Genomic DNA, 25,057 nt, shown 5'->3' with positions numbered 1-25,057 from the left:
AAACCTCAGGCTGTGAAGGCGAGTGTCACCCAGTCGGCGACCATGGCCGGCTTGTCGCCGCCCTCGATCTCGACCGTGACGCTGTAGGTCAGCTGATGCTGCTGCGGCGACTTGGAGTCCAGTGCCTTCAGGACAAAGCGGCCCCGCACCTTCGCGCCCGATTTGACCGGCGACATCATGCGCAGCCGGTCGAAGCCGTAATTGACGCCCATCGTGCGCTTCTCGACGGCCGGCAGGGCGTCGATGGCAAAGGCCGACAGCATCGAGACGGTGAAGAAGCCGTGGGCGATGGTGCCGCCGAACGGCGTCAGCTTCGCCTTGTCCGGATCGACGTGAATGAACTGGTGGTCATGGGTCAGATCCGCGAAGGCATTGATGTCGGCCTGGCTGATCTCGAACCATTTCGACAAGCCGATCTCCTGGCCCACCATGCCCTTGAGGGCCTCGATGCTGACCTCTTTCGCCATCGTCTGGTCTCCCCTGTCACAGGCGCCACATGCCCGGTCGTCACGAACCCGTCAGAAGCCGCGCGCCAGCGCGACCCGGTCGGTATGGAAATCGGCATCGCCATAGAGCTCGGATGCCACCTGCATGCGCTTCATGAACAGGCCGATGTCGATGGCGTCGGTCATGCCGATGCCGCCGTGCATCTGGATCGCCTCCTGGCTGGCAAGGCGTGCGACCTGAGCCGCCTTGGCCTTGGCAACCGAGACGGCGAGCGACGCCTTGTCGGCGTCGGCGTCAAGCGCCTGCAGCGCCGAGAGCACCGCCGAGCGGGCCAGTTCGACCTCGCAGAACAGATGCGCCGCGCGATGCTGGAGGGCCTGGAAGGCGCCGATCGTGCGGCCGAACTGCTTGCGCTCCCTGAGATAGGCGACGGTTCGGGCGAAGCTCTCCTGCGCATTGCCGGAGAGCTCGGCGGCAAGGCCCGCGCGGCCGGCAGCCAGCACGACCTCGACCAGGCCGTGGCCGGCATCGACCTCGCCGATGACGTCATCGGCCGTGACCTGCACGCCATCGAAGGTCAGTTCGGCGGCCCCCCGCGAGTCGAGCGTGACAAGCCGCTCGCTGGCCAGACCCCTGGCTTTCGGATCCACCAGGAACAGGCTGATCCCCTCGGTCTCTCCGGGCGCACCCGCCGTGCGCGCGGCGACGATCAGCGCGTCGGCGGCCTGGCCGTCCACGACATAGGTCTTGATGCCGGTCAGGCGAAAGCCGTTGCCGGACCGCTCGGCCTTCAGCGCAGTCTTCGCCGGGTCGTGCTTGCGGCCCTCGTCGATGGCCGTGGCGATCACCGCCTCGCCGGCAACGATGGCCGGCAGCCAGCGCTCCTGCTGCGCGGGCGTGCCCGCGCGCGACAGGGCGGTGGCGGCCATCATGGCGGTCGACAGGAACGGCGAGGCCGTCAGCGTGCGGCCAATTTCCTCGCAGATGACCCCTGCCCCGACGAAGCCGAAACCAAGCCCTCCCTGGTCCTCGGGCACGAGGATGCCGGTCCAGCCCATATCGGCCATCTGGCGCCAGAGATCACGGTCGAAACCGTCCGCGATCTTCTCGTCCCGGATCGTCCTGAGCGCCGCGACCGGCGCCCTGTCGGTGACGAAGCCGCGCGCGGCATCCTGCAGCATCACCTGATCGTGGTTCAGAACCAGCATGGCACGCTCACGCGGAAGGAAGCTGGAGGAGGCGCTTGGCGATGATGTCGAGCATCACCTCGCTCGTCCCGCCCTCGATGGAATTGGCCTTGGTGCGCAGCCAGGCGCGCGGCCGTTCGCCGTCGTTGGAGCGCGCGCCCTCCCATTCGAGCGCGGATGTGCCGGCTGCGCGCATCATCAGTTCGTAGCGGCGCTTGTTCAGCTCGGTGCCGTAATATTTGAGCACGGCCGACCGGTCGCCGACGCCCTTGTTGCCGGAGGCTGCCTCGTCCTTGTAGCGCGCCATGGTTGCCGCGAAGGCCAGCGCATCCACCTCCGCGCGGGCTGCGTCCACCCGCAGCATGGCATGGTCGAGCCGGCCGGTGGCATCGAGCCCAAGTTCGCCGGCCGCGATCTGACCCGGTGACCGCCCGCCGAGCAGGCCGCCACCGCCGCCGCCGATCATCTCGCGCTCGTGGGTGAGCAGATATTTGGCGATGTCCCAGCCGCGGTTGAGCGTGCCGACCAGATTGGCTTTCGGCACCTTCACGCCGTCGAAGAAGGTCTCGCAGAAGGGCGACTTGCCGGAGATGAGCTGGATCGGCTTCGTGGAGACGCCCGGCCAGGTCATGTCGAACAGAATGAACGAGATGCCGAGATGCTTGGGCGCGGCGACATCCGTCCGCACCAGGCAGAAGATCATGTCGGCCCGGTCGGCATAGCTCGTCCAGATCTTCGAGCCGGTCACGAGGAAATGGTCGCCGGCATCCTCGGCGCGGGTCTGGAGCGAGGCCAGGTCAGACCCGGCATTGGGCTCGGAATAGCCCTGGCACCAGCGGATCTCGCCGCGGGCGATGCGCGGCAGGTGCTCCAGCTTCTGTTCCTCCGAACCGAAGGCCAAGAGCGCCGGGCCGAGCATCCAGATGCCGAAGCTTTCGAGCGGAGAACGGGCCCTGATGCGCGCCATCTCCTCCTTCAGCACCTTGGCTTCCTCGTGGGAGAGCCCGCCGCCGCCATAGGCTTTCGGCCAGCGCGGCACGGTCCAGCCGCGGGACGCCATGCGCTCCATCCAGAGCTTCTGGGCCTCGGACTGGAAGGTCCAGTTGCGGCCACCCCAGCAGATGTCCTCGTCGCCCCGCACGGGCGTTCGCATCTCGGGCGGGCAATTGGCCTCGAGCCAGGCGCGGGTCTCGAGCCGGAAGCTGTCCAGCGCGTCCATCCGTCTCCTCCCGCTCCCCGATCGGCCGGGGATGTGCCGTTTCCATCGTTGACGCCTCCGCTGTGGCAGAGACATACTCAAGGGTATGTCCGCGGGCCGACGCTTGTCGAGGGCCTGAAGGCGGTCGGACGCGCATTTGTCGCTCCGCCATCCGGCAGATGCCGGAAGGCCTTCCGGACAGGGACAAGGTCAAGGACACCGGCTGAACGGTGCCCGTGTGGGAGGATACCGCGATGCTGCGCGGACTGATGATGGACACCCCGCTGAACGTGTCGGCGGCGATCGAATATGGCGCGGAGATGCATCCTGATACCCGGATCGTCTCGGCGACCATCGAGGGCGGGCTGCACCGCACGACCTTTGCCGAAACCCTGCCGCGGGTCTGCCAGCTGGCCCATGCGCTGAAGGCCCTCGGCGTGCGCGAGGGCGACCGGGTCGCGACGCTGGCCTGGAACGGCTACCGGCATGTCGAGCTCTATTATGCGATCGGCGGCATCGGCGCGGTCTGCCACACTATCAATCCCCGCCTGTTCCCGGAGCAGTTGGTCTATATCGTCAACCACGCCAGCGACCGCGTGCTGTTCTTCGACATCAACCTCGCTCCGCTCGTGGCGAAGATGCGGGCCCACTGGCCGAAGGACATGGTTTATGTCGCCATGTGCGACCGCGCGCACCTGCCGACCGGCGAGGGTCTCGACGGGGTGCTCAGCTATGAGGACCTGCTCGCCGGCCAGCCTGCCAGCTTCTCCTGGCCGCGCATCGACGAGAACGCCGCGGTCTCGCTCTGCTACACGTCGGGCACGACCGGCGAGCCCAAGGGCGCGCTCTATTCGCAGCGCTCGGTCATGCTGCACGCACTCTTCACGCTGACCTCCGGCATGCCGGGACTGACGACCGGCCGGACTATCCTGCCGGTGGTGCCGCTGTTCCATGTGAACGCCTGGGGCCTGCCCTACACGGCCCCGATCGTCGGGCTGAACCTCATCATGCCCGGCGTGAAGCTCGACGGCCCGAACCTCTACGACCTGCTGGAATCGGAGCAGGTCTTCTCCTCCTGGGGCGTTCCGACGGTGTGGATGGGCCTCCTGCAGGAGATCCAGAAACGCGGCAGGAAGCCCTCGGCACTCGGCGAGGTGATCATCGGCGGATCGGCCGCGCCGCGCGCCATGATCGAGGCCTTCGAGCAGATGGATGTCGGGGTCGTTCATGGCTGGGGCATGACCGAGATGAGCCCGGTCGGCACGCTGGGCGTTCTCGCCACCAGGGATCGCGGAAAGGACCTGCAGGAGCGGATCGACCTCAAGGCGCGGCAGGGCCGGCGCATGTTCGGCGTGGAACTGAAGATCGTCGACGAGGAGGGCCGACGGCTGCCGCATGACGGCGAGGCCTCGGGCGAGCTGTTCGTGCGCGGTCCCGGCATCATCTCCGGCTATTTCGAGAACGCGGAGGCCAGCGCGAAGGCCTTCGATGCCGAGGGCTGGTTCGGCACCGGTGACGTCGCGAAGATCACGCCGGATGGCTATCTGATCATCGTCGATCGCACCAAGGATCTGGTGAAGTCCGGCGGTGAATGGATCTCCTCGATCGACGTGGAAAATGCCGCGCTCGCCCATCCGGGCATTGCGGCCTGTGCAGTCATCGGCGTGCCGCATCCCAAATGGCAGGAGCGGCCGCTGATGGTTGCGGTCAAGGCACCCGGCGCCGACCCGACGAAGGCGGACCTGCTGGCGACGCTGGAAAAGGCCATCGCCCGATGGCAGCTTCCCGACGACATCGTCTTCGTCGACCAGTTGCCGCTGACTGCCACGGGCAAGGTGTCGAAGCTCACCCTGCGCAAGCAGTTCGCCGAGCATCCGCTGCCGGATGCGTCCTGACATGGCGGTGATGGCCGCGCAGGAAGCGACGCTGACCGACCGGCGCGAGGAGGTTCTGGCGGCGGCGGCCGAATGCTTCATGCGCCAGGGCTATGCGACGACGTCGATGGACGACGTGGCCGAGGCGCTGGGCGCGACCAAGGGGCGCGTCTATCACCATTTCCGCTCCAAGCCGGAGCTGTTCTTCGAGGTGTTCCGCCGCGCAATCGCCATCCTGATGCGCGAGGCTGGAACGCACGAGAAGGGCCCGGGCACGGCCGCGGACCGTCTGGCACGCATGGCGCGCGCCCATGTCCTCTGCATGATGGAGAGCCAGCCGTTCCAGCGCAGCCTCTCCCTCGGCGTCGACCTCTACCGCTTCGGCAAGGCCGGGGAGGAACACCGGATGGTTCTGGAGGACCTCATGGACCTGCGTCGCGGCTATGAGGATTCGTTCCGGCGCATCTTCGCCGCCGGCCGGGACGACGGCTCGCTGCGGCCGCTGGACCCCTCGCTCGCCATGCGCACCATCCTCGGCGCCATCAACTGGGTGGCGATCTGGTACACGCCGCGCGACGGGGAGACGCGGGCCCATCGCGAGCGGCTTGCCGACGAGATCGTCGAACAGGTGCTGGGCGGCTACAGGACGCCTTGAGGCCCCCGCCAGGAGAACTCTTCGCTGCCGTGGCGGAGACAGTTGTCAGAACCACGAATCATCAGCACGGTTCTCCGGCTGCCGGAGGGGCAGCGGGTGGAGAGGCTGATGTACAAATTTGAAGTCTACAAGGACAAGGCCGGCGAGTACCGGTTCCGCTTCAAGGCGCCGAACGGCGAGATCATGTTCGGCTCGGAGGGCTACAAGGCCAAGGCATCGGCCAAGAGCGCCATCGAATCGATCAAGAAGAATGCCGCCGGCGCGGCAGTCGAGGAGAAGGAATGAGGGCAGGCATGGCCGGTCCCGGACAGGGTCCGGCCACCTGCCGGCGCCTTACTGGCTGCGCTGGCCCTCGGCATTGAACTGGCGCAGATAGGCCGTCAGGTTGGCGATCTGCGTGTCGCTGCGCAGGCCCTGGAACACCATGCGCGTTCCTGGCGTGACCGAGCGGGGATCGCGGATATAGACGGCGAAGTTCGCCTCGTCCCAGACCTTGCTGGCAACTTCCGGCCGCTGGTAGGCGGGCGAATAGTTGAAGCCCTGTACGGAGCCGGCCTTGCGGCCGAACAGCCCGTTGAGCTGCGGGCCGACCGTGTTGCGCGCGGTCGGGCCGACCTGATGGCAGGCCCGGCACTGGGCATAGATACGTTCGCCGGCCGCGGCATCGCCGGCCGCCGGGGCAGCAGGTGCGGGTGCAGGCGTCTGCGAAAAGGCGGGAGCTGTGGCAAGGGTCGCCAGCAGGGCGGCGGCAATGGCGATGCGCATGATCGGTCCTTCAGTCCTCGTATCGAGCGGAGCCCCCGCGAGGGCCCCGGCGCGGGCGGCATTGGCTGCCACCCGCATCCGCAAGGGGGAACGGCCGTGTTCTACCACAGCCGCTCCGGCGTGAATGCCAGGGGTCAGGTGAACATGTCGGCGACGATGCCGGCATACCAGCCCATGTTCTCTTCCTGGGTCTGCTTGCGCAGGTCGGCGCTTTCGCCAGTCTTGGAGATGAACGTCTCCACGGCCGTGATCTTGCCGTCCTTGGCTTCGTAGCGACCGCCGACCTTCACGGTATCGTCGGTCTGGATCAGGCTCCAGCAGGTGTTGGAATAGCGCGCCGGGAAGGTGCGCGCGTTGGCCAGTTCGCCGCGCACCATCAGCGCCGCGACCTTGGCCTGGCTGTTGGCCGAGAAACCGGATTTCGGCATGTCGCCGGCAATCGTGGCATCGCCGAGCACATAGATGTTCGGATCGCTGGCCGACTTCATGCTCGCCGGGTCGATCGGGCAGAAGCCCGAGGCATTGGCGAGGCCGGCATCGCGGGCGATGGCGCCTGCCATCTGGGCGGGAATGACGTTGACCAGCGCGGCATTGGCATAGGTCTCGAAGCCGGTGACCACCGTGTTGGTCTTCGGATCGACCGACTTGATGCCGTCATGGATCTTGGGACCGATCCATTCGACCATGCCGGGATAATGCTTTTCCCAGCCCTCCTGGAACAGGCCCTGCTTTGAGAAGCTCTCCTTCGGGTCGAGCACCACGATCTTGGAGCGCGTCTTGCCGGCCCGCTTCAGCGCATGGGCCATCATCGAGACGCGCTCGTAGGGACCGGGCGGGCAGCGATAGGGATTGGGCGGGGCGATCATGACGATGACGCCGCCGTCCGGAACGGCGTCCAGCCGCGCCTTCAGGAGCTGGGTCTGCGGCCCGGCCCGCCAGGCATGGGGCATCGTCTCCTCGTGCTCGCGGCCCCAGCCGGGGACGGAATCGTATTTCAGGTCGATGCCCGGCGACAGGATGAGCCGCTCGTAGCCGAGGCGCGAACCGTCGGCGAGCAGCACCTCCTTCTTCTCCCGGTCGACCCGGCTGGCCATCTGGTGGTTCATCCGGAAGCCATGGGCCGAGGACACCCGGTCATAGCCGTGGGTGATCGAGTCGAAGGAGCGGAACCCGCCGAGATAGAGATTGGAGTGGAAGCAGGTGGTGAACTGCCGCTGCGGCTCCACCAGCACCACATCGAGCGCGCCCGCGCTGTCCTTGGCGATGTATTTGGCCGCGGTCACGCCGCCCGGTCCGCCGCCGACGATGACCACGCGCGGCTTCGCCTGACCGAGAACTGCGGGGGCGAACAGGCCCGACGATGCGAGGGCACCTGCACCCGCAAGAAAATGTCTGCGATCGATCCTCATGGCCTTGCTCCTCCACTCTTCTCTTCTCGTTGACGTCATCGGCGTCTGTGGCCGACGGCGGCTCCGCCCGAAAGCCGCAGGATGCCCTAAGGCTGCGGACGAAGGCTTCCAAAATAGGCGGCCAACGCAGCAATTTCTTCCTCGGAAAGGCGCGCCGCCATGGTCTGCATCATCTGGTTGTCCCGCTCCCTGCGCTTGTAGCTGTTCATCAGCGCGACGAACGCATCCTCCGGCAGCCCCACGATGGCGGGCACACCGGCGGTCTGGCGGCCGCTGATCTGATGGCAGGTGACACAGTCCGCCGACAGATATTCGCCAAGCGCCCGGTCGCCCGACTGGGCGGCGACGGCGCCCGGCAGCATCAGGCCGGCGGCAAGGCCGAGAATGGCGCCCGCGGCGGGGGATCGGGGGCGCGCGCTCATTCGATCCTCGGCCCGGTCGACCCCTCCGGCGTCACGTCAATGACGCGGGCGCGCCCGGTAACCCTCGCGGGGGTGGATCGGCAATTGCTCATGCAGGGCTCCCGTCCCCAGAACTGGCGCTCGCTGGTCTGCCGGTCGTCGTCGAAGAAGCCCTCGGCATTCGGCAGGCGGACGCCCGCGAAATTCTCCCGGGTCAGTTCGAACGTCTCCGGCACCACGTCGTTCAGATGGAGAAGATAGGCCGTCAGCGCATAGACGTCATCGTCCGACAAGGACCGCGCATTGCCATAGGGCATGGTGCGGCGAACATAGTCGAAGACGGTGGACAGATAGGGCCAGAACGAGCCGACGGTCTTTTCCGGTCCCTCGCCGGTGAGCGTCCCGCGCCCGCCGGCCAGGACCGGCCAGCGGCCGGCCCCCTCGCCGAACTCGCCGTGACAGACGGCACACTGGGTCTGATAGAGCTCCTCGCCCTGCTTGACGGTGCCGCGGCCGGGCGGCAGCCCCTGCCCGTCCGGACGGACGGCGATCGACCAGGCCGCGACCTCGTCGGGATGGGCCTCGCGCCCGAGCCCGGCGCGGGCCGGAGCCGGAGCCGGAGCCGGGGCAGCGGACGGTTGCGGCGCGGGCTGCTGGGCCGAAGCCAGCCCGGCCATGCCGATGCCGGCGGCGATGATGACGGTGCCGGCAAAGGCCGCGGCAAGCGCCTTACCCGATCTCGACATTCTCGGTCTCCCCGTTCGGGCGCACCAGCCAGGTCTGGATGCCGTTGTTGTGGTAGATGGAATTGACGCCGCGCACCGCCCGCAGCTCGTCCTTGGTCGGCTGGACATAGCCGGTCTCGTCGATCGCGCGGGACTGGATCATCAGTTCCTGCCCGTTCCAGTCGAAATCGACGTAGAAGCGGGTGAGCGACATCGGCAGGACCGGCCCGTCTATCCGGGCGGCCTGCCAGTTGTTGCCGCCGTCGAGCGAGACGTCGACCCGCCGGATCGTGCCGCGGCCGGACCAGGCGAGGCCGGACAGGACGTTCGGCCCCTTGTGCCTGAGGGGCGCCTGCGGCGAAGGATTGGTCACCACCGACTTGGCATCCATGATGTAGGTGAAGCGGCGCGAGCGGCCGTCCGCCATCAGATCGGTGTATTTCGACGTCTCCTCGCGGTGGTGCCAGGGCTGGTCGCCGACCTCGATGCGGCGCAGCCACTTGATCCACATGTTGCCTTCCCACCCGGGCACGACCAGGCGCAGCGGATAGCCCTGTTCGGGCCGCAGCATCTCTCCGTTCATGCCCCAGGCGACGATGCAGTCCTGCAGCGCCTTGTCGAGCGGGATGGAACGGGTCATGGCGGAAGCGTCGGCACCCTCGCCGAGCAGCCAGCGGGCATTGGTCCTGATGCCTGCCTCGTCGAGCAGGGTCTTCAGCGGAATGCCCGTGTACCAGACATTGTGGACCATGCCGTGGGTGTACTGACAGCCATTGAGCTGCGCGCCTCGCCATTCCATGCCGGAATTGGCGGCACATTCGAGGAAATAGGCGCGGTTCACCCGACCGGGGAAGCGCTTGAGATCGTCGACCGTGAAGACCAGGGGCTTGTCGACGAGGCCGTTGATCATCAGCCGATGCTTGGCCGGGTCGATCTCGGCAATGCCCGAATGATGCCGCTCGAAGCACAGGCCAGACGGGGTGATGATCCCGTCGATCGCATGAAGCGGCGTGAAGTTGACCGAGGATTCGCGGCTGGCGGTGAGCCATTCCACGTCGCGCCGGACGACATGCTTCTCGAACTGCGAGGGCTTGCCATAGGGCCGCGCCTGCACGCCGTCGCCAAGGAAACGGTTCCAGTCCTGGATCTCGGTGATGAGAGGATCCGGCGTTGCGGGCGGCGCGGCACGGGCACCGGTTGCACCTGCGGCAAGGCCTGCCGCGCCGAGTGCCGAGCCGGCGAGAAAGCCGCGGCGGTCCAGCCTTGCCAAGGCTTCCATGCGCCTGGCCTTGTCGTCCCTATCGGTCATGGCAGCCTCCTCAGCCAAGCGTTCGCTCATGCCCCGGTCACTTTCACGGCGCTGTTGGGTTCGATCCTGACGGTCTTCACCCGCTCGACATGGCGGCTGACGACCTCCCAGATGGGCGGCCCCTGCGTGCCCTCGTTGACGCTGGCCCAGCCGGCGACGACATAGGAGCGGTCCGCCTCGATGGGGCTTCCGGTCTTCAGGAACGTGAGGTCCGAGATGCGGCGGCCCATGGGGGCCGAGATGTCGATGGAGAAGCCGACGCCGCCGACGCGCACCATGTCGCCGCCGCCCTGGAAGTAGGGATCGGGGTGGAAGATGTTGTCGGCCACGTCCTCCAGCACCGATTTCAGCTGCCTGCCCGCCATCTGCATGCGGTAGCAGGCCGGATAGGTGATCGCGGTGGCGTTGGCGACCGCCTCGAAGGTGATGGGTTCGCCCGGCAGCAGCGAGGCGCCCCAGCGGAAACCGGGCGATAGCGCGATCTCCGCGTCCCGCTCGGCCAGCATGGCCTCGCAGATGAGGTCGTCGAACGTGCCGTTGAAATTGCCACGCCGGTAGAGAAGGCTCTCCGCGCGTCCGAGTTCGCGCGACAGGTCCGCCTTGAACGGCGCACGCACGCGCTCCACCAGCGCGGCGATATCCGGATCCGGCGCGATGGCGTCGGAGAAGACCGGCATGAGCCTGAAGCGCAGGCCGGCAACCTTGCGGTTCCTGATGTCGAGGTCGATGCGCGAAAGGAACTTTCCGTGCGAGCCTGACGCGACCAGTGCCGTGTCGCCGACCCGGACGACGCCGGGCATGGCGTCGTGGGTATGGGCCGTCAGGATGAAGTCGATCCCCCTGACGCGGCCGGCAAGCTTGGCATCGACGTCATAGCCGTTGTGGGAGAGCAGCACGACCACGTCGGCACCGCCGGCGCGGGCATCCTCCACCTGTTTCTGCAACTCCGTCTCGCGGATGCCGAACTCCCAGTCCGGGAACATCCAGCGCGGATTTGCGATGCCAGTGCGCGGCAGGGCCTGCCCGATCACCGCGACCTTCGCTCCACCCTTCTCGAAGGTCTTCACGGCCTCGAAGACCGGCTCCTGCCATTCCAGGCTGCGCACGTTCTGGGCGAGGAAGGCGAAGGGTGCCGTGTCGACGATCTCCTTCACGCGATCGGCACCGAGCGTGAACTCCCAGTGGGAGGTCATGGCGTCGACCTTCAGGGCCGACATGGCCTCGACCATGTCCTGGCCCCTCGTCTGCAGCGCCGACCAGGAGCCCTGCCAGGTGTCACCGCCGTCGAGCAGCAGGACGCGGTCCTCTCCGCGCTCGGCACGCACGGCCTTGACCAGCGTGGCGATGCGGTCGAGGCCGCCCATCCGGCCATAGCTGCGCGCCAGCGCGGCGAAATCCTCGCTGGTCAGGGCATGGGCCGCGGGCGTGCCGGCGGCGATGCGGAACGCCTCGCGGAAGGCGGCATCGGTCAGATGCGGCAGCTTGCCCCGCGCCTCGCCGACGCCGAGATTGACCGAGGGTTCGCGGAAATGGAGCGGCACGAGCTGGGCATGAATGTCGGTGACGTGCAGGATCGTCACGTCGCCCGGCCGGTCGAACCGGAGGATGTCGGCCTGGGTCAGGCGCTGCTGGGCGGCAACGCGCCCGAGCGGACCGAGCCCGCCGGCTGTCACCAGCGCGTGCGCAGCCGCCGTCGCCTGCAGGAATTGCCTGCGCGAGATCATCATACCAATCCTGTCTCGAAGCGGTGGCCGGGCCGGTTGCGGCCCGGCATCAGCCGGTCAGCTCACCGTGACGCGCGATGTCGTGGTGTATTCCGCGCCGTCATCGTCCCGCCAGGTCATCTTCAGCTCGCCATTCTCGGTCGGCTTGAAGAAGAACGACTGGTAGGGATTGGCGGAGATCGCCGGCTGCCAGTCTGCCTCGAAGACGGGCTTGCCGTTGAAGGTCGCCGTGAAGCGGTTGATGATCTTCCGCGGGATAGGCTTGCCGTCGGCAGCGCGGCGCTGGCCGCTCTCCATCTCGTGCGAGATCAGGGTCTTCACTTCGACGATGTCACCGGCCTTGATGTTGCCGGGAACGCGAACGCGGGGTGTGGGTCGGGTTGCCATGATGATGTCCTCCCTGTCCCGGGTCAGCCGCCGCAGCCGCCGATGGTCACCTTGACCTCGGCTTTCGCGGTGAAGAGTTTGCCGTCCGACATCTCGGCGACGCAGACGATGTTCTGGGTCTGGGCGAGGCGCATGCGCGTCGACGCCATGGCCTTGCCGGCGAGTGGCGAGAACCGGAATGTCACGACACCGGGCAGCGGGTTGCCGTCGGCATAGACGTGGACGGCCTTGACGTGGTCGGCCTCGGTCATCGGGCTCTCGACATCGACGCTGATCGGCACGACGAGGCCGTTCTCGGCGATCTGCGGCACGTCGAGCCGGATGCGGCCCTCGGCCATCGGCTTGTCGCCGTAGAGCTTCTTCAGTTCCGCCTCGACCGCCTTGGCGTCGGCGAGAGCGGTATGGGGGGCAATGATGGCGGCTGCGGCCGCGATCATGGCGAGGTGCAGGGCCTCGCGTCGTGTCTTGTGCGGGGAATCACCCGGCATGGGGGTCTCCTTCGGGTTTCCTTGGATGCGTTCCAGTGAACGTCTTGACTGCACAGCGACGAGGCTGCACGCTTCGACATATCGTGATATTGTTTTTTTTGAATGTAAAGCCCTGAGGCGAGCGAAAGGTTCTCGGGGTTCGTGCATGCCGGATCGGCCCGACAGAGGCCGACGGAACGTCAGACAGGGAGAACACGCATGAGCCGGGCACGGTGGATGCTCGCCTTGGTGACATCGCTCGCGGTGGGAACGGCCGCGACGCTTGCCATGGCACAGTCTAGTCAGGACGAGAGCGAACGGGAAATCGAACGTTATCGCGCGATGATCAACGATCCGATGGCCAATCCCGGCTATCTGGCCGTGGATCGCGGCGAGGTGCTGTGGGCGCAGGCGCGCGGCACCCGGAACGTGTCGCTGGAGACATGCGACCTCGGGGAAGGACCGGGCAAGCTGGAAGGCGCCTTCGCAAAACTGCCGCGCTTCTTCGCCGATGCCGATCGGGTGATGGATCTGGAACAGCGCCTGCTGTGGTGCATGGAGAAGATCCAGGGGCTCGACACCGCCGACGTGATTCGCCGGCGCTTTTCGGGTCCCGGCCGGGCCTCGGACATGGAGGATCTCGTCGCCTTCATCGCCAACAAGTCGAACGGCATGCCGATCCAGCCGCAGACCGGCCATGCGCGCGAGCGTGAGATGCTGGCGATCGGCGAGGCCATGTTCTTCCGCCGCGCCGGCGTGATGGACTTCTCCTGCGCCACCTGCCACGCGGAACCTGGCAAGCGCATCCGCCTGCAGGGCCTTCCGGACTTCTCGGCGCCGGGCAAGCAGGCCCAGGAGACGATGGGGTCCTGGCCGACCTACCGGGTCTCGCAGAGCGCCTTGCGCACCATGCAGCACAGGCTCTGGGACTGTTTCCGCCAGCAGCGCTGGCCGGAGCCCGCCTATGCCTCCGACGGACTGACTGCCCTCACCATGTTCCTCAACCAGCAGGCGGCGGGCGGCGAGATCAATGTCCCGTCCATCAAGCGCTGAGGTGGCCGCCATGAACACGATCCGACTGACGGCAGCACTCGCGCTGCTCCTTGCCGCCACCTCCGTCACCGCACAGGACCGGCCCGCCGCCGACCCTGCAAAGGTCGATGCGGTGATGCAGGCCATGTTCCACCGTGTGTCGCCCGAATGGCAGGCGCGCGCCCGTCTCGACGAGACGCAGCGTACCTGCACCGAGCGGCGCAACCAGGTCTCGGCCGCCGAGGCCGATGCCATCCAGGCACGCGAGCAGGCGCGCGTGCAGATGCCGGCGGACGGCCAGTTCCTCGGCGACTGGCAGCGCGGCTTCCGGGTCGCCAACAATGGGCGCGGCGGGCAGTTCTCCGATCCGGCGGGAACCGTTGCCGGCGGCAATTGCTTCGCCTGCCACCAGATGGACCCGAAGGAGGTCAGCTACGGCACGCTGGGGCCAAGCCTTGCCGCCTACGGCCGCGACCGGAACTATGATCCGGAGGTCATCCGGCAGACCTATATCAAGATCTACAATTCGCAGGCAGTGGTCGCCTGTTCGAACATGCCGCGGTTCGGGTCATCGGGCGTGTTGTCCATCGACCAGATCAAGGACGTGATGGCCTATCTGTTCGACCGGACCTCGCCGGTGAACCAGTAGGCGGATCGGGCCTTCCTCTTCGGGCCTTCAGCCGACGCGCCCGAAGAGCGGCACGATCTCGACAAGCCAGCCGCCGATGCGCGGCATCTGGCCGCTCGCGATCAGCAGGCCCGTCACCACCATGGCCCAGCCCGTGACCGTCTGGATCGTGGCGAGCCGGTGCCGGACCCGCGCCATCCAGGACAGGAAGGGACCGGCAAAGGCGGCGGCCACGATGAAGGGCAGCCCCATGCCGGCGGCGTAGGCGGCAAGCAGCGCGATGCCCTGCCCCAGCGTGTCGGTCCGCGCCGCCATCAGCAGGATGGCAGCGAGCACCGGACCGACGCAGGGTGCCCAGCCGAAGCCGAAGGCGAGCCCGATGCCGAAGGCTCCGGCAAGACCGGCCGGGCGGCGTTCCATCCCGGCGCGCGCCTCGCGCGCGAGGATCGGAATGGTGACGAGGCCGGTGAGATGCAGGCCCAGAACGGCGATGGCAAGGCCGGCCACCACGGCCAGCCAGTCGAAGGCATGGGAAAAGGCCTGGCCGAGCGCCGAGGCGGTGGCTCCCAGGAGGATGAACACCACCGAGAAGCCGAGGACGAAGGCCAGCGACCGGACGACCAGCCGCCGCCTGAGACCCGCTTCGGCCACCCCGCCAGCGATCTGGTCGTAGGTCGAACCGGTCAGGAAGCCGAGATAGGCCGGCGTCAGCGGCAGGATGCAGGGCGAGAAGAACGAGGCAAGCCCACCGACGAAGGCCCCGGCAAAAGTCATGTCGAGCACGAGGCTCACCCCGCTGGCGAAACACTGCGAAAGCGACTATATTCGCGCGATGGAATATGTCACGCCGAGTTTCGGAAGGTTCTCGCGGCTGGCGCGGGGCAGACTTGCCGCGACGCTGGCTGCGCTCGTCGTGATGGCGATCGCAGCTCCGCCGTTCCTCGCCGCCCCCGCCGCGGCGGCCGAATTGCTGATGTTCGAGAGGGCCGGCTGCCCCTGGTGCGCGCGCTGGCTGCGCGAGGTCGGACCGGCCTATCCGAACAGCGAGGAGGGACAGCTGGCACCGCTCCGGCGGCTGGACCTCGACCGCGGCCAGCCGGCAGGTCTCGCGCTTGCCCTGCCCGTCCGGTTCACGCCGACCTTCGTGCTTGTGCATGAGGGTCGCGAAATCGGCAGGATTGTCGGCTATATGGATGCGGCGACGTTCTGGGGGCTCTATTCCCGAATGATCGAAGAGTTCCGCAAATCGACCGGTCCTGCGCGCCAGGGCGCCATCCGGTCAGGAAGGTCTGGCTGATGTCGGCGATCGTGTCGAAATCCATCGAGGACGAACTGAGATCGGGCGACGAATATTCTGCCGATCTCGAACAGCTGATGCGCCGCGCGCGCGAGGCGAGCGACTTCCTCAAAGCGCTCAGCCACGAGAGCCGTCTGCTTCTGCTCTGCCTGATCGCCGAGAAGGAGCGCTCCGTCGGCGAACTCGAGAACATCCTGTCGCTGCGCCAGCCGACCGTGTCGCAGCAGCTCGCGCGGCTGCGATTCGATGGTCTGGTGACCACGCGGCGCGACGGCAAGACCGTCTATTACAGCCTCGCCAACGAGAATGTCCGGCGGGTCATCGGCGTCATCTACGACATCTTCTGCGAGGGCGGCTCCAAGACCGCCACGTGAAGACGGGGCCGCTCCGGCCCCTCGGGAGGAAACATGACCGGATTGCCGGCCCTGGCCGTCGGCATGACGGGGCTTGCGGTCGGTGTGATCGCCGGGTTCCTCGTCCAGCGTGCGCGCCTGTGCACGTTCGGGGCGATCGAGGACGCGCTTGCCGGCGGCAACTGGCGGCGCATGCGGGCCTTCGGCCTCGCCCTGGCGGTTGCGCTCGTCGGCACGCAGGCTCTCGTCACCTTTGCCGGGTTCGACCCGGCCCAGACCTCCTATGTTCCGCCGCAGGTCGCGATTCCCGGCGCCTTTGTCGGGGCGTTGATGTTCGGCCTCGACATGGCCCTGGTCGGCACCTGCGCCTTCGGCTCGCTGGTGCGGCTCGGCACCGGTGATCTGCGCAGCCTGGTTGCCCTGCTGGTCTTCGGTGCGCTGGCCTATGCGGCGCTGCGCGGCGTTCTTGCCGGCCCCCGGATCGACTGGATCGAGAAGCTGGCCCTGCCCATGCCGTTCGGTGCGCCATCGTCCTGGACGGCGCTGGCCGGCGCCGTATCGACGCCCGCCGCCGGCTTCGCGCTGGTGCTGGCCACAGCCGTGATCTTCTGTGTGCTGGCCGTGCGCGACGAGCGGCTGATGCGCTCTCCCCGGCTGCTCGCGGCGGCGATCGGGCTCGGCCTGTGCGTCACCGCGGGCTGGGCCGTCACCGGGCCGCTGGCCGATCCCTTCGAGACCTCGGTCAGGGTGCAGAGCCTGACCTTCGTCGCGCCTGTCGCCCGCGGCCTCTACGGGCTGATGATCGGCGAGGCGGGCCTGATCGACTTCGGCGTGATGTGCGTCGCCGGCGTGGTCATCGGCGCGGCCGTGGCCGCCATGGCCGCGCGCGAATTCCGCTGGGAGGCTTTCGACGACCATCACGAGATGCGCCGGCACCTGTCCGGAGCCGCCCTGATGGGCGTTGGCGGCGTGCTGGCCGGCGGTTGCACCATCGGCCAGGGCCTGAGCGCCGGCTCGCTCATGGCCGTGACCTGGCCGTTCACGGTGGCCGGCATGGTACTTGGCGCCCGGATCGGCATCGCGGTGCTGGTCGAGGGCTCGTTCCTCGACTGGCTGCGGGCGATCGCCCGCCGCGACGGCGACGGGCAGCGCTCGGCGGCCGAATAGATCAGGCCGGTACGAACCGGAAGGCCGTGCCGCTCTTCTCGGCGCGGCCAAGGCCGCCGCCGGGAAGGTGATAGGCCGAGAGCAGCAGCCGGTCCGTGACCAGCCGGTCGAGCAGCCTCCGGCGGCTTGCAACGGCCTGTTCGCCGTCCCGGTCGAAGCCGCCTGCCCAGTCCGGCCGCTGGAACGATACGACAGGATGGGTGATCGCATCGCCGGTCACCACGAAAGGATCGCCGCCAGCGCGCACCTCGAACGAGACATGGCCCGGCGTGTGGCCGGGGGTGCCGATGGCCGCAATGCCGGAGACTGGCTCCTCGCCCGGCCGGAAACGCTTCAACTGCGGTTCGATCAGCTTGAGAATGCGCTGGGCCCCGGCAGCGAAAGCGTGCTGGGTTTCAGGCAAGCGGCCGAAAATGCCGGGATCCATCCAGAAGTCCCACTCGCCCTGCGGCAGGTGATAGGTCGCATTGGCATAGGCAGGGGCGTCGAAATCATCGATGGCGCCCCACAGATGGTCCGGATGGGCATGGGTCAGCAGCACATGGCCGACACTTGCAGGGTCGATCCCCGCCGCGGTCATGGCGGCGGGCAGCTTGCCGGCCGTTGCCATGAAATTGGGCCCGGCGCCGCAGTCGAACAGGATCACCTCGCTGCCGCGCTTCAGCAACGGCACGTTCAGACTGGACTGGATCGTCGGGCCGGAATGGCCGGCCTCGGCCAGCAGCGTCGAAAGCGTGGCCTCGGGAACGCCGCGGGCGACCGCCGAGAGAGGCAGCGTCAGGCCGCCATCCGAGAGGATGCCGAGTTCGCCCGTCGGCCGGGCTGCCCGCGCGAGGAACTGGGCTGCGGCCGGGCGAGGCGCCAGCGCCGCCACGGCCAAGGCAGCCCCGCCGGCAAGCGCGGCACGCCGCGTCGTTCCCCCGAAGATCCTGTCCATTGTCGTCTCCCTGGTCACGTCCCCGGGTGGGACGGCTCGTGATGCCTGAAGTCTATCAGGCCGATGCTGTCCATGGGGAAGACCGGAAACCGTCAACAGCCGGCCGCCTGTTGCAGGGCTCAGTGGTCACTGCCTGTAAACCACGGCATTTAACCTGACGTTCTCATCGGCGTTCTATTCCTCTTATCAATTGTCTTCTCAACGGGGCGACATCGACACCGATGGTCCAGGCGACGGCCATGCGATTGCAGGAGACGGGGGCAAGCGACGACCGCAGCTTGCCCGGCCGCGCACCGACGCGGCTGGAACTGCACGAGGTGATCCTCGATTCGGTCGCCCACGGCCTGTGCGTCTATGGGCCGGACCTGCGACTCGAACTGTTCAACCGGCGCTTCCTCGAAGTTTTCGACGTGCCGGATGGCATCGTTCACATCGGCATGCACCTCTACGACGTGCTCGCCATGGGCGTGGTCCGTGGCACCCATGGGTACCAGACCATCGAGAAGGTCTGGTGCGACCGTCAGGCCCTGCTCGCCACTGGCCGACCCTTCCAGCTGTATCAGCACCGCGCCAACGGTGCGGTGATCGACGTTCACTACCGGCCAGCGCCAGGCGGCCGCTGGGTCGCCACCCACGAGGACGTCACCGCGCCAGTCCGCCTGCAGGACGAGTTGCAGGCGCAGGCCACCCTGCTCGGCCAGGTGATCGGCAGCATGTCGCACGGCCTCGCCATGTTCGGCCCGGACGAGCGGCTGGTGGTGTGCAACCCGCAATATACCGAGGTGCTCGGGCTCGATGCGAATGCCGTGCGGCCCGGCATGTCGCTGGTCGAACTCACCAACCACGTCATGGAGCGCGGGCTGTACGAGGGGCAGTCGTTCGACGACCTCTATAGCGACGCGCGGATGCGGCTGGTCGATGGCGGTCATCGCGACTTCATCCGCCAGCTCGCCGATGGCCGCTACATCTCCACCCGCAGCCGGCCCGTCGGGAGCAGTGGCTGGGTCGTGACCTGCGAGGACGTGACGGCGCGCGAGCGTGCGGGTCTGGACCTGCGCGAGCAGCACCGGCGCTTCGACGCCGCCCTCAACAACATGAGCAACGGCCTGTGCATGTTCGACGCCAGCCAGCGGCTGATCGTCTGCAATGACGGCTATGTCTCGATCTTCCGGGCCGACCCTGACGTGGTCAAGCCGGGCGTGACGCTGCGCGAGATCTTCGTCCACGGCGTTGGCCTCGGTCTCTATCCGGGCATGACCGCCGATCAGCTGACCGAACGACGGATCGACGCGATCAGCCGCGGCGAGAGCCAGTTCTATGACACCCGGCTGGGCGACGGGCGCATCATCGAGGTGGCCACCCGGCCACTCGCCGATGGCGGCTGGATCGGCATTTTCGAGGACGTGACCGAGCGGCGGCGCATCGAGGCCGAGCGGGCCGAGGCGATCGCCGAAGCGCGCGAGAAGAATGTGCTGATGGACGCCACGCTCGACGCCATGGCGCAGGGCCTGTGCGTTTTCGACCCCGATTTCCGCGTGATCGTCATGAACCGGCGCTATCTGGAAATCTACGGCCTCGACCCGCAGGTCGCCCGCCCGGGCGTCCCGATGATCGAGCTGATCAGGCACTCGGTCGCGCGCGGGGTCCACAGCGAGGGGCGCGATGCCGAGGCCGTCCATGCCGATTTCGTCTCGCGCCTGATCGACAACAAGGAACCGGTGGTGCATCGCCATCTGGCCGATGGCCGGGTGATTGCCGTGCGCGTGCGGGCCATGGCCGAGGGCGGCTGGGTGGCCACCTTCGAGGACATCACCGAGCGCGAGCGGGCGGCCGGCGAACTGCGGGAGCAGCATCGCCGCTTTGACGCCGCCCTCAACAACATGGCCCATGGCCTGGTCATGCTGGACGAGAACCTCAATCTCATCGTCTGCAACCGGCGCTATCTCGAGATGTACCGGATGTCGCCTGACGTCGTGCGACCGGGGACCTCCATGATGGAGATCGTCCGCCACAGCCTGGCGCAGGGCAACTACAACAACGTCACGGCCGAGCATCTGGTCGAGGGCTATTTCGAGCGTCTGAGGGCGCGCGATTACGTCTCGCAGCGCCAGCTGGCCGATGGCCGGGTGTTCAGCGTCGTCTACGAGCCGATGCCGCATGGCGGCTGGGTGGCGGTCCACGAGGACATCACCGAGCGGCGCAAGGCGGAACAGCACATTGCGCACATGGCCCATCACGACGCGCTGACCGGTCTGCCCAACCGCGTGCTGCTGCGCGAGCGCATGTCGGACTGGCTCGCAGGCTCTGCCGAGACCGGCGAACCGCTGGCGGTGCTCTGCCTCGACCTCGACCATTTCAAGGGCGTCAACGACACACTCGGCCATCCGGTCGGCGACCAGTTGCTGACGGTGGTTGCTGGACGGCTCGGCGAGGCGGTGGGGCCGACCGGGCTGATCGCGCGGCTGGGCGGCGACGAGTTCGCCATCGTCCTGCCTGCGACCTCCGCGGAGGCGGCCGGTGTGCTGGCGCGCCGCCTCGTGCGCCTGATGGCGGAGCCCTTCGTGATCGACGGCCACCTCCTGAACACCGGGCTGAGCATCGGCATCGCCATGGCGCCCTGCGACGGCATGGCAACCGATCACCTGATGAAATGCGCCGATCTCGCGCTCTACCGGGCGAAATCCGAGGGACGGGGCATGTACCGCTTCTTCGAGCCGGACATGAGCGCCAGGATCGAGGCGCGCCGCGCGCTCGAGCTCAGCCTGCGCGAGGCCCTCGGGCGCGACGAGTTCCGCGTGGTGTTCCAGCCGCAGGTCTGCGCCCAGTCAGGCAGCTTGCGCGGTTTCGAGGCGCTGCTGCGCTGGAACCAGCGCGAGCGAGGCCCAGTCTCACCCGCCGAGTTCGTGCCGCTTGCCGAGGAAACCGGACTGATTCACACGCTCGGGACCTGGGTCCTGCGACAGGCCTGCCGGACGGCGAGGCACTGGCCGGCCGGGGTGCGCCTCGCCGTCAACCTGTCGCCCGTCCAGTTCAAGAACCGCGGCCTCGTCGCCCAGATCATGGCCATCCTGGAGGAGACGGGGCTCGACCCGCGCCGACTGGAACTGGAAATCACCGAGCAGGTGCTGCTTCAGAACGACGATGCCACCATCGCCATGCTGCATGCCCTGCGCAACCATGGCATCCGCATCGCGATGGACGATTTCGGCGTCGGCTATTCCTCGCTCAGCTACCTGCGCAGCTTCCCGTTCGACAAGATCAAGATCGACCGCTCGTTCATCGCCGACATCGACCAGAGCAAGGACAATGCGGCGATCATCCGCGCCATTGCCGGGCTCGGCAGCAGCATCGGGGTCGCGACCACCGCCGAGGGCGTAGAAGCCGAGGAACAGCTGGCCATCATCCGTGCCTGCGGTTGCACCGAGGTGCAGGGCTATCTGATCAGCCCGCCCCGCACCGAAGCCGATGCGCTCGCCTTCATTCAGGCCGGATCGACCGGCGCCGCCTGAGGGGCGTCCGACCTGCGGCGCTGCCATTCGCCATGGCTCAGTCGTTCCAGGGCGAAGACCTCGCTCTGATGGGCGTAGAGATTGGCGAACAGCCTGCCGACCGGGCGATAGGCGGCCATGTCGACGTTGAACGCCGCATCCATCACCTCGGGCCGGACATGGACATGCAGCACCCGGCCGATCAGCAGTTCGCGGTGGGGTCCGAAATTGAGTGACAGCTCGCGCCGGCATTCGAGCGCGGCCGGCGCCTCGACAATCCGCGGCGGCGCGACATGGACCGAGGGGGCGGTTGCCAGTCCGACCGCCTCCAGCTCCGAGGTCTCCGGCGGAAAGTCGGTGGCGCAGATGTTCATCGCCTCGGCCAGCGGTTCGTCGACCAGATTGACCACGAACTCCCCGCTCGCCTGAATGTTGCGCGTGGTGTCCTTGGGCGAATGGTCCGGCCGGTGCTGCAGCCCGAGCACGACCAGCGGCGGGGCCTCCGAGAACACGTTGAAGAAGGAGAACGGCGCGGCATTGACGATGCCGCCGGGGCCGAGCGTCGAGACGAGCGCGATCGGCCGGGGAATGACCAGCGAGCAGAGGATCTTGTAGACGCGGTCGTCGGGAAGGGTCGAGAGATCGATGGAGCGCATGAGCCGTGTTGGCCGAACGGCCGCGCCCGGTCAACCCGAATAGGGCGCCCGCTCAACCCAGAGCTCCACCTGCCGCATACCGGACCGCTCGAACCGCAGGTCGAGCGGTACGCGATCGCCCCGGACCAGCGGCCGCTTCAGGCCGGTGAGCAGGAGGTGCGGGCCATCCGGACGCATGGCGACCGGGCGGCGCGCGGCGATCTCCCAGCGGCTGGCCGCCGGGCCGCGCGGATCGGGGCGAAGCTCCACGGCTTCCGCCGCCGGCGTCGATGCCCCGGTCAGCGTGTCGCCCCGATTGCCGGTGACGGCGAGCGGCATCATGGCGCGGGTGGTCGGCCCGTCGGACGGCTCGCACCAGGCATGACCGATCATCAGTTCGCCGAAACGATAGGAATGGGCTTCCGCCCGGCCGGCGATAAGGACAAGTGGAGCGGCCAGCAACAGGCGGCGCGGGGTCACGATCAGCACTCCGGATCAGCGACGCTGCGGTGTCGTCGCGCCAGTGTCCGGCGCCCGGCCCTGCGGCTGGCTCTGGGCCTGCCCGGGAATGACCGGGGCGGTCTGCTTGCAGTCGGTCAGCCAGACGTCATAGACGGGATGCTCGATGCCGGAGAGACCGGGGCTCGCGGCGAACATCCAGCCCGAATAGATGCGGCGGACCTCGCCGGAAAGCGTCACCTCGTCGACCTCGACGAAGGTGATCGTCTGGGGCGTCTCGGTCGGCGGCCGGCTGTAGCAGGCGCGCGGCGTGACCTGCAGGGCGCCGAACTGGACGGTCTCGTCGATCGCCACGTCGAAGGCGATGATCCGGCCGGTGATCTTGTCGAGCCCGGAAAACACGGCCGTGGGATTGGTGATTCGCTGGCGTGGCGGGGCGATCACGGTCTCGTCCGGCGCCGGCGCCACGGTCTCGCCGGGCATGGCCTGACGACGGTCGCGCGGCGCGTCGGGCTGCTGGCTTGGTGCCCGGTCGGAGGGACTGGCGGGGCGGGCCTGCGGACGGGGGCGCGGCCCGGTCTGGGCAGGCCCTGCGGCCGGCGGGCGCGGAGCCTGGACACCGGGGGCGGAGGGGCGCTGCGGCTGCGCACCGGGCGGGCCGAGTTGGAGCTGCGCCACCGCGTCCTGGCCGGCAACGACGGCAAGCGCCGTGGCCAGAGCGGCAGCGCCGAGGAAGGTCAGGAGAGAATGTCGGATCGCCAAGGCACTGCCCGCTGTCTCGTGTCGTCAGGGGCCCGGATCGCGATCCGGGGTGCGGCGGGTGCCAGAACCCGCGACAGGCGAGCACTAACACGCTGAAAATGGCGGAACCAAGCCGGCTCTCCGGCGCCGCACGAACGACCTGTCAGCTGCCGGGCGTCCAGGCCTGATAGTCGCCGGTCACCGCGGGTCGCCGGCCGGGATTGAGCGTGGATCCGGGCGGCCGGTAGGCGAGTGCCGTGCCGGTCATGTTCGGCTGGTGCGGCTGCTGCCAGTCGTGCGGCTGGTAGGCCTGATCGGTCGGCGGGGTCGCGGTGCGGTGATGCATCCAGCCCCACCAGCCCGGCGGGATGGCGCTGGCCTCGGCCACGCCGCTATAGACCACCCAGCGGCGCTCGTGGCCGAGGGCCGGGTCCTTCGCAAACTTCGACCGGTAATAGCGGTTGCCGAACTCGTCCTCGCCGACGAACACCCCGACACGCCAGATGGTGAGCTGGGTGCCGAAGGTCTGGCTGTTCCACCAGGTGAAGAACTTGAGGAAGAAGGCCTTCATTGCCCGCCCGATCGCTTGTCCGGTGCCGGTTCATGCCACCGGGGGGGCCGGTTGTCCAGTGTCGCAGACCCGCGGTCACTCCGGCGCGAGAGCCGAGGCTATGAGGCCAAAGGAAACGGCCGCCCCATGGAGGGCGGCCGTCGAGGATGTCAGGCGGGCGGAGGATCAGAGATCGTCGCCGAAGTCGTCGAAGCCGCCATCGTCGTAGGAGCCATTGTCATGGTCGGAGCCATAGTCTCCGCCCTTGTCATGGCCGCCCTTGTCGAAGTTCTGGCCGTTGCCATCGCTGCCGTCGCTGCCGGTGAAGCTGTCCTGACTGGATGCCGGCTTGTTCTCGGAGGAGGCGGTCTGGCTGCCTGCCGCCGGCGTCGAGGTGGAGGAGCCGGACGCGGTGCGGTTGCCGCCCATCATGGACGAGATGGCATTGGCCGCGAGCATGCCGCCGGCAACACCCACCGCAGCCGAGGCGGCCGTGGCGAGGAAGCCGCCGCCCTGACGCTGCTGGGGCTGAGCCGCAGCCTGGTTGCCCCAGGGACCGCCCTGCGGACCGCCCATGGGGCCGCCCTGCGGACCGCCTTGCGGACCGCCCATGGGGCCGCCCTGGCCCATCATCGGCGGTTGACCCATCGGACCGCCCTGCTGGCCGGACCAGGGTCCACCCTGCGGAGGGCCACCATAGGCACCACCCTGAGGCGGACCGCCGAAGGCACCGGGAGCGGCCGCGCGCGGCGCACCAAAGCCGGAAGGCGGCGCGCCATAACCGGACTGCGGGCCGCCCATCGGGCTCATGCCCTGGGGCGGGGGGGGCGGAGCCGGACGGGCGCCGCCGCCGAACAGTCCGGACAGGAAGCCGCCACTCTGGGCGGGCTGCTGGGCCGCAGCCTGGATCTGCTGGTTCACCTGCTGCAGGTGGGAGACCTGCTGCTGCAGGTCGCGCATCTGGCCCTGCAGTGTCTCGTTCTGCTTCGACAGGTCGTTGAGGGCCTGCTCCGACACGTAAATCGACTGCAGCATGGCATAGACGGCGCCGGGCTGCTGGGCCATGCGCTCCCTGATGAAGGCGTCGACGGCGGGATCGCGCTGCTGGCTCTCGGCAGCGCGCAGGCGGTCGAACAGGCCGGCGATGATATCGCGTTCCTGTTGGTTCATAGGACAGGTTCCTCCGGAAGGACGGAATTGGCGGGTCGCCCCCGCTTGGTCC

Annotated in this window: 27 protein-coding genes; 9 read left to right on the top strand and 18 right to left on the bottom strand. The window is 68.0% G+C overall.

The features are described from left to right. Positions 1-5 precede the first annotated feature (5 nt). Genes ACTIFS_RS03900 through ACTIFS_RS03890 form a run of 3 tightly spaced genes read right to left on the bottom strand, consistent with a single transcriptional unit; the run spans position 6 to position 2,853 of the window. A complete protein-coding gene (locus tag ACTIFS_RS03900; RefSeq protein ID WP_439572730.1) occupies positions 6-467 on the bottom strand; it encodes a MaoC family dehydratase in 462 nt (153 codons plus the stop codon). A gap of 51 nt (positions 468-518) precedes the next feature. After that, positions 519-1,655 (bottom strand): acyl-CoA dehydrogenase family protein, encoded by a 1,137-nt coding sequence (locus tag ACTIFS_RS03895; protein WP_439572729.1) that lies wholly within the window; start codon positions 1,653-1,655, stop codon positions 519-521. A 7-nt stretch (positions 1,656-1,662) separates the two neighbouring features. Next, entirely contained in the window at positions 1,663-2,853 is a 1,191-nt protein-coding gene (locus tag ACTIFS_RS03890; protein WP_439572728.1) for an acyl-CoA dehydrogenase family protein, read from the bottom strand. Positions 2,854-3,086: 233 nt separating this feature from the next. On the opposite strand from ACTIFS_RS03890, the gene ACTIFS_RS03885 reads away from it, so the two are divergent. From ACTIFS_RS03885 to ACTIFS_RS03875, 3 genes are all read left to right on the top strand, one after another. Further along, positions 3,087-4,727 carry a long-chain-fatty-acid--CoA ligase gene (locus ACTIFS_RS03885; RefSeq protein WP_439572727.1) on the top strand — a complete coding sequence of 547 codons (1,641 nt, stop codon included), beginning with the start codon at positions 3,087-3,089 and terminating at the stop codon, positions 4,725-4,727. Between the two features lies 1 nt (position 4,728). Next, positions 4,729-5,361: a TetR/AcrR family transcriptional regulator gene (locus tag ACTIFS_RS03880; RefSeq protein ID WP_439572726.1), complete on the top strand. Its 633-nt coding sequence runs from the start codon at positions 4,729-4,731 to the stop codon at positions 5,359-5,361. A gap of 108 nt (positions 5,362-5,469) precedes the next feature. Beyond that, positions 5,470-5,646: a YegP family protein gene (locus ACTIFS_RS03875; protein WP_439572725.1), complete on the top strand. Its 177-nt coding sequence runs from the start codon at positions 5,470-5,472 to the stop codon at positions 5,644-5,646. Between the two features lie 48 nt (positions 5,647-5,694). Here ACTIFS_RS03875 and ACTIFS_RS03870 read toward each other — a convergent pair whose 3' ends face one another. The 8 genes from ACTIFS_RS03870 to soxY all read right to left on the bottom strand — a co-directional run bounded on the left by ACTIFS_RS03870 (position 5,695) and on the right by soxY (position 12,569). Continuing rightward, positions 5,695-6,126: a c-type cytochrome gene (locus ACTIFS_RS03870; RefSeq protein WP_439572724.1), complete on the bottom strand. Its 432-nt coding sequence runs from the start codon at positions 6,124-6,126 to the stop codon at positions 5,695-5,697. Positions 6,127-6,260: 134 nt separating this feature from the next. After that, the gene (locus ACTIFS_RS03865; RefSeq protein WP_439572723.1) at positions 6,261-7,535 is read right to left on the bottom strand and encodes an FCSD flavin-binding domain-containing protein; all 1,275 of its coding nucleotides are present in this window, start codon (positions 7,533-7,535) and stop codon (positions 6,261-6,263) included. Between the two features lie 86 nt (positions 7,536-7,621). Continuing rightward, positions 7,622-7,957, bottom strand: coding sequence for a c-type cytochrome (locus tag ACTIFS_RS03860; protein ID WP_439572722.1), 336 nt, complete (start codon positions 7,955-7,957; stop codon positions 7,622-7,624). Next, positions 7,954-8,682: a c-type cytochrome gene (locus tag ACTIFS_RS03855; RefSeq protein WP_439572721.1), complete on the bottom strand. Its 729-nt coding sequence runs from the start codon at positions 8,680-8,682 to the stop codon at positions 7,954-7,956. Before ACTIFS_RS03855 ends, ACTIFS_RS03860 begins: the two co-directional genes overlap by 4 nt. After that, positions 8,666-9,970, bottom strand: a complete 1,305-nt coding sequence (gene soxC, locus ACTIFS_RS03850; RefSeq protein ID WP_439572720.1) for a sulfite dehydrogenase — start codon at positions 9,968-9,970, stop codon at positions 8,666-8,668. The genes ACTIFS_RS03855 and soxC overlap by 17 nt, the downstream gene beginning before the upstream one ends. A 26-nt stretch (positions 9,971-9,996) precedes the next feature. Then, positions 9,997-11,694: a thiosulfohydrolase SoxB gene (soxB, locus tag ACTIFS_RS03845; RefSeq protein WP_439572719.1), complete on the bottom strand. Its 1,698-nt coding sequence runs from the start codon at positions 11,692-11,694 to the stop codon at positions 9,997-9,999. 57 nt (positions 11,695-11,751) lie between these two features. Next, on the bottom strand, positions 11,752-12,081 hold the full coding sequence (gene soxZ, locus ACTIFS_RS03840) for a thiosulfate oxidation carrier complex protein SoxZ (RefSeq protein WP_439572718.1): 330 nt from the start codon (positions 12,079-12,081) through the stop codon (positions 11,752-11,754). A 23-nt stretch (positions 12,082-12,104) separates the two neighbouring features. After that, positions 12,105-12,569, bottom strand: a complete 465-nt coding sequence (gene soxY, locus ACTIFS_RS03835; protein WP_439572717.1) for a thiosulfate oxidation carrier protein SoxY — start codon at positions 12,567-12,569, stop codon at positions 12,105-12,107. A 267-nt stretch (positions 12,570-12,836) separates the two neighbouring features. On the opposite strand from soxY, the gene soxA reads away from it, so the two are divergent. Together soxA and soxX are read left to right on the top strand one after the other, a co-directional pair. Continuing rightward, positions 12,837-13,601, top strand: a complete 765-nt coding sequence (soxA, locus tag ACTIFS_RS03830; RefSeq protein WP_439573037.1) for a sulfur oxidation c-type cytochrome SoxA — start codon at positions 12,837-12,839, stop codon at positions 13,599-13,601. A 10-nt stretch (positions 13,602-13,611) separates the two neighbouring features. Continuing rightward, positions 13,612-14,229: a sulfur oxidation c-type cytochrome SoxX gene (gene soxX, locus ACTIFS_RS03825; protein ID WP_439572716.1), complete on the top strand. Its 618-nt coding sequence runs from the start codon at positions 13,612-13,614 to the stop codon at positions 14,227-14,229. Between the two features lie 27 nt (positions 14,230-14,256). Here the strand turns inward: soxX and ACTIFS_RS03820 are convergent, their stop codons facing one another. Next, a complete protein-coding gene (locus ACTIFS_RS03820) occupies positions 14,257-14,982 on the bottom strand; it encodes a cytochrome c biogenesis CcdA family protein (protein ID WP_439573036.1) in 726 nt (241 codons plus the stop codon). Here ACTIFS_RS03820 and ACTIFS_RS03815 point away from each other — a divergent pair. Genes ACTIFS_RS03815 through ACTIFS_RS03805 form a run of 3 tightly spaced genes read left to right on the top strand, consistent with a single transcriptional unit; the run spans position 14,981 to position 17,025 of the window. Next, positions 14,981-15,505 (top strand): thioredoxin family protein, encoded by a 525-nt coding sequence (locus tag ACTIFS_RS03815; protein WP_439572715.1) that lies wholly within the window; start codon positions 14,981-14,983, stop codon positions 15,503-15,505. The two genes, ACTIFS_RS03820 and ACTIFS_RS03815, sit on opposite strands and share 2 nt — an antisense overlap. After that, complete coding sequence (locus ACTIFS_RS03810) at positions 15,505-15,879, top strand: metalloregulator ArsR/SmtB family transcription factor (protein ID WP_439572714.1); 375 nt, start codon at positions 15,505-15,507, stop codon at positions 15,877-15,879. Before ACTIFS_RS03815 ends, ACTIFS_RS03810 begins: the two co-directional genes overlap by 1 nt. A gap of 33 nt (positions 15,880-15,912) precedes the next feature. After that, the gene (locus ACTIFS_RS03805) at positions 15,913-17,025 is read left to right on the top strand and encodes a YeeE/YedE family protein (RefSeq protein WP_439572713.1); all 1,113 of its coding nucleotides are present in this window, start codon (positions 15,913-15,915) and stop codon (positions 17,023-17,025) included. A gap of 1 nt (position 17,026) precedes the next feature. Here the strand turns inward: ACTIFS_RS03805 and ACTIFS_RS03800 are convergent, their stop codons facing one another. Further along, on the bottom strand, positions 17,027-17,962 hold the full coding sequence (locus ACTIFS_RS03800; protein WP_439572712.1) for an MBL fold metallo-hydrolase: 936 nt from the start codon (positions 17,960-17,962) through the stop codon (positions 17,027-17,029). Between the two features lie 221 nt (positions 17,963-18,183). Between ACTIFS_RS03800 and ACTIFS_RS03795 the strand changes: the two genes are divergently transcribed. Beyond that, positions 18,184-21,471 carry a PAS-domain containing protein gene (locus ACTIFS_RS03795; RefSeq protein ID WP_439572711.1) on the top strand — a complete coding sequence of 1,096 codons (3,288 nt, stop codon included), beginning with the start codon at positions 18,184-18,186 and terminating at the stop codon, positions 21,469-21,471. Here the strand turns inward: ACTIFS_RS03795 and ACTIFS_RS03790 are convergent. The 5 genes from ACTIFS_RS03790 to ACTIFS_RS03770 all read right to left on the bottom strand — a co-directional run bounded on the left by ACTIFS_RS03790 (position 21,444) and on the right by ACTIFS_RS03770 (position 25,005). Next, positions 21,444-22,106: a flavin reductase family protein gene (locus ACTIFS_RS03790; protein WP_439572710.1), complete on the bottom strand. Its 663-nt coding sequence runs from the start codon at positions 22,104-22,106 to the stop codon at positions 21,444-21,446. The two genes, ACTIFS_RS03795 and ACTIFS_RS03790, sit on opposite strands and share 28 nt — an antisense overlap. 30 nt (positions 22,107-22,136) lie before the next feature. Beyond that, positions 22,137-22,565 (bottom strand): copper chaperone PCu(A)C, encoded by a 429-nt coding sequence (locus tag ACTIFS_RS03785; RefSeq protein ID WP_439572709.1) that lies wholly within the window; start codon positions 22,563-22,565, stop codon positions 22,137-22,139. Positions 22,566-22,580: 15 nt separating this feature from the next. After that, positions 22,581-23,306, bottom strand: coding sequence for a DUF2155 domain-containing protein (locus ACTIFS_RS03780; protein WP_439572708.1), 726 nt, complete (start codon positions 23,304-23,306; stop codon positions 22,581-22,583). Positions 23,307-23,448: 142 nt separating this feature from the next. Further along, positions 23,449-23,856, bottom strand: a complete 408-nt coding sequence (locus ACTIFS_RS03775) for an NADH:ubiquinone oxidoreductase subunit NDUFA12 (RefSeq protein ID WP_439572707.1) — start codon at positions 23,854-23,856, stop codon at positions 23,449-23,451. Positions 23,857-24,021: 165 nt separating this feature from the next. Continuing rightward, complete coding sequence (locus tag ACTIFS_RS03770) at positions 24,022-25,005, bottom strand: DUF2076 domain-containing protein (protein ID WP_439572706.1); 984 nt, start codon at positions 25,003-25,005, stop codon at positions 24,022-24,024. Positions 25,006-25,057 lie beyond the last annotated feature (52 nt).

This window comes from Phreatobacter sp. (genome assembly GCF_051860605.1).
In the GTDB taxonomy this organism is placed as follows: domain Bacteria; phylum Pseudomonadota; class Alphaproteobacteria; order Rhizobiales; family Phreatobacteraceae; genus Phreatobacter.
Note: the sequence above shows the minus strand (reverse complement) of the source record. Positions and strands in the feature narration are given on the sequence as shown.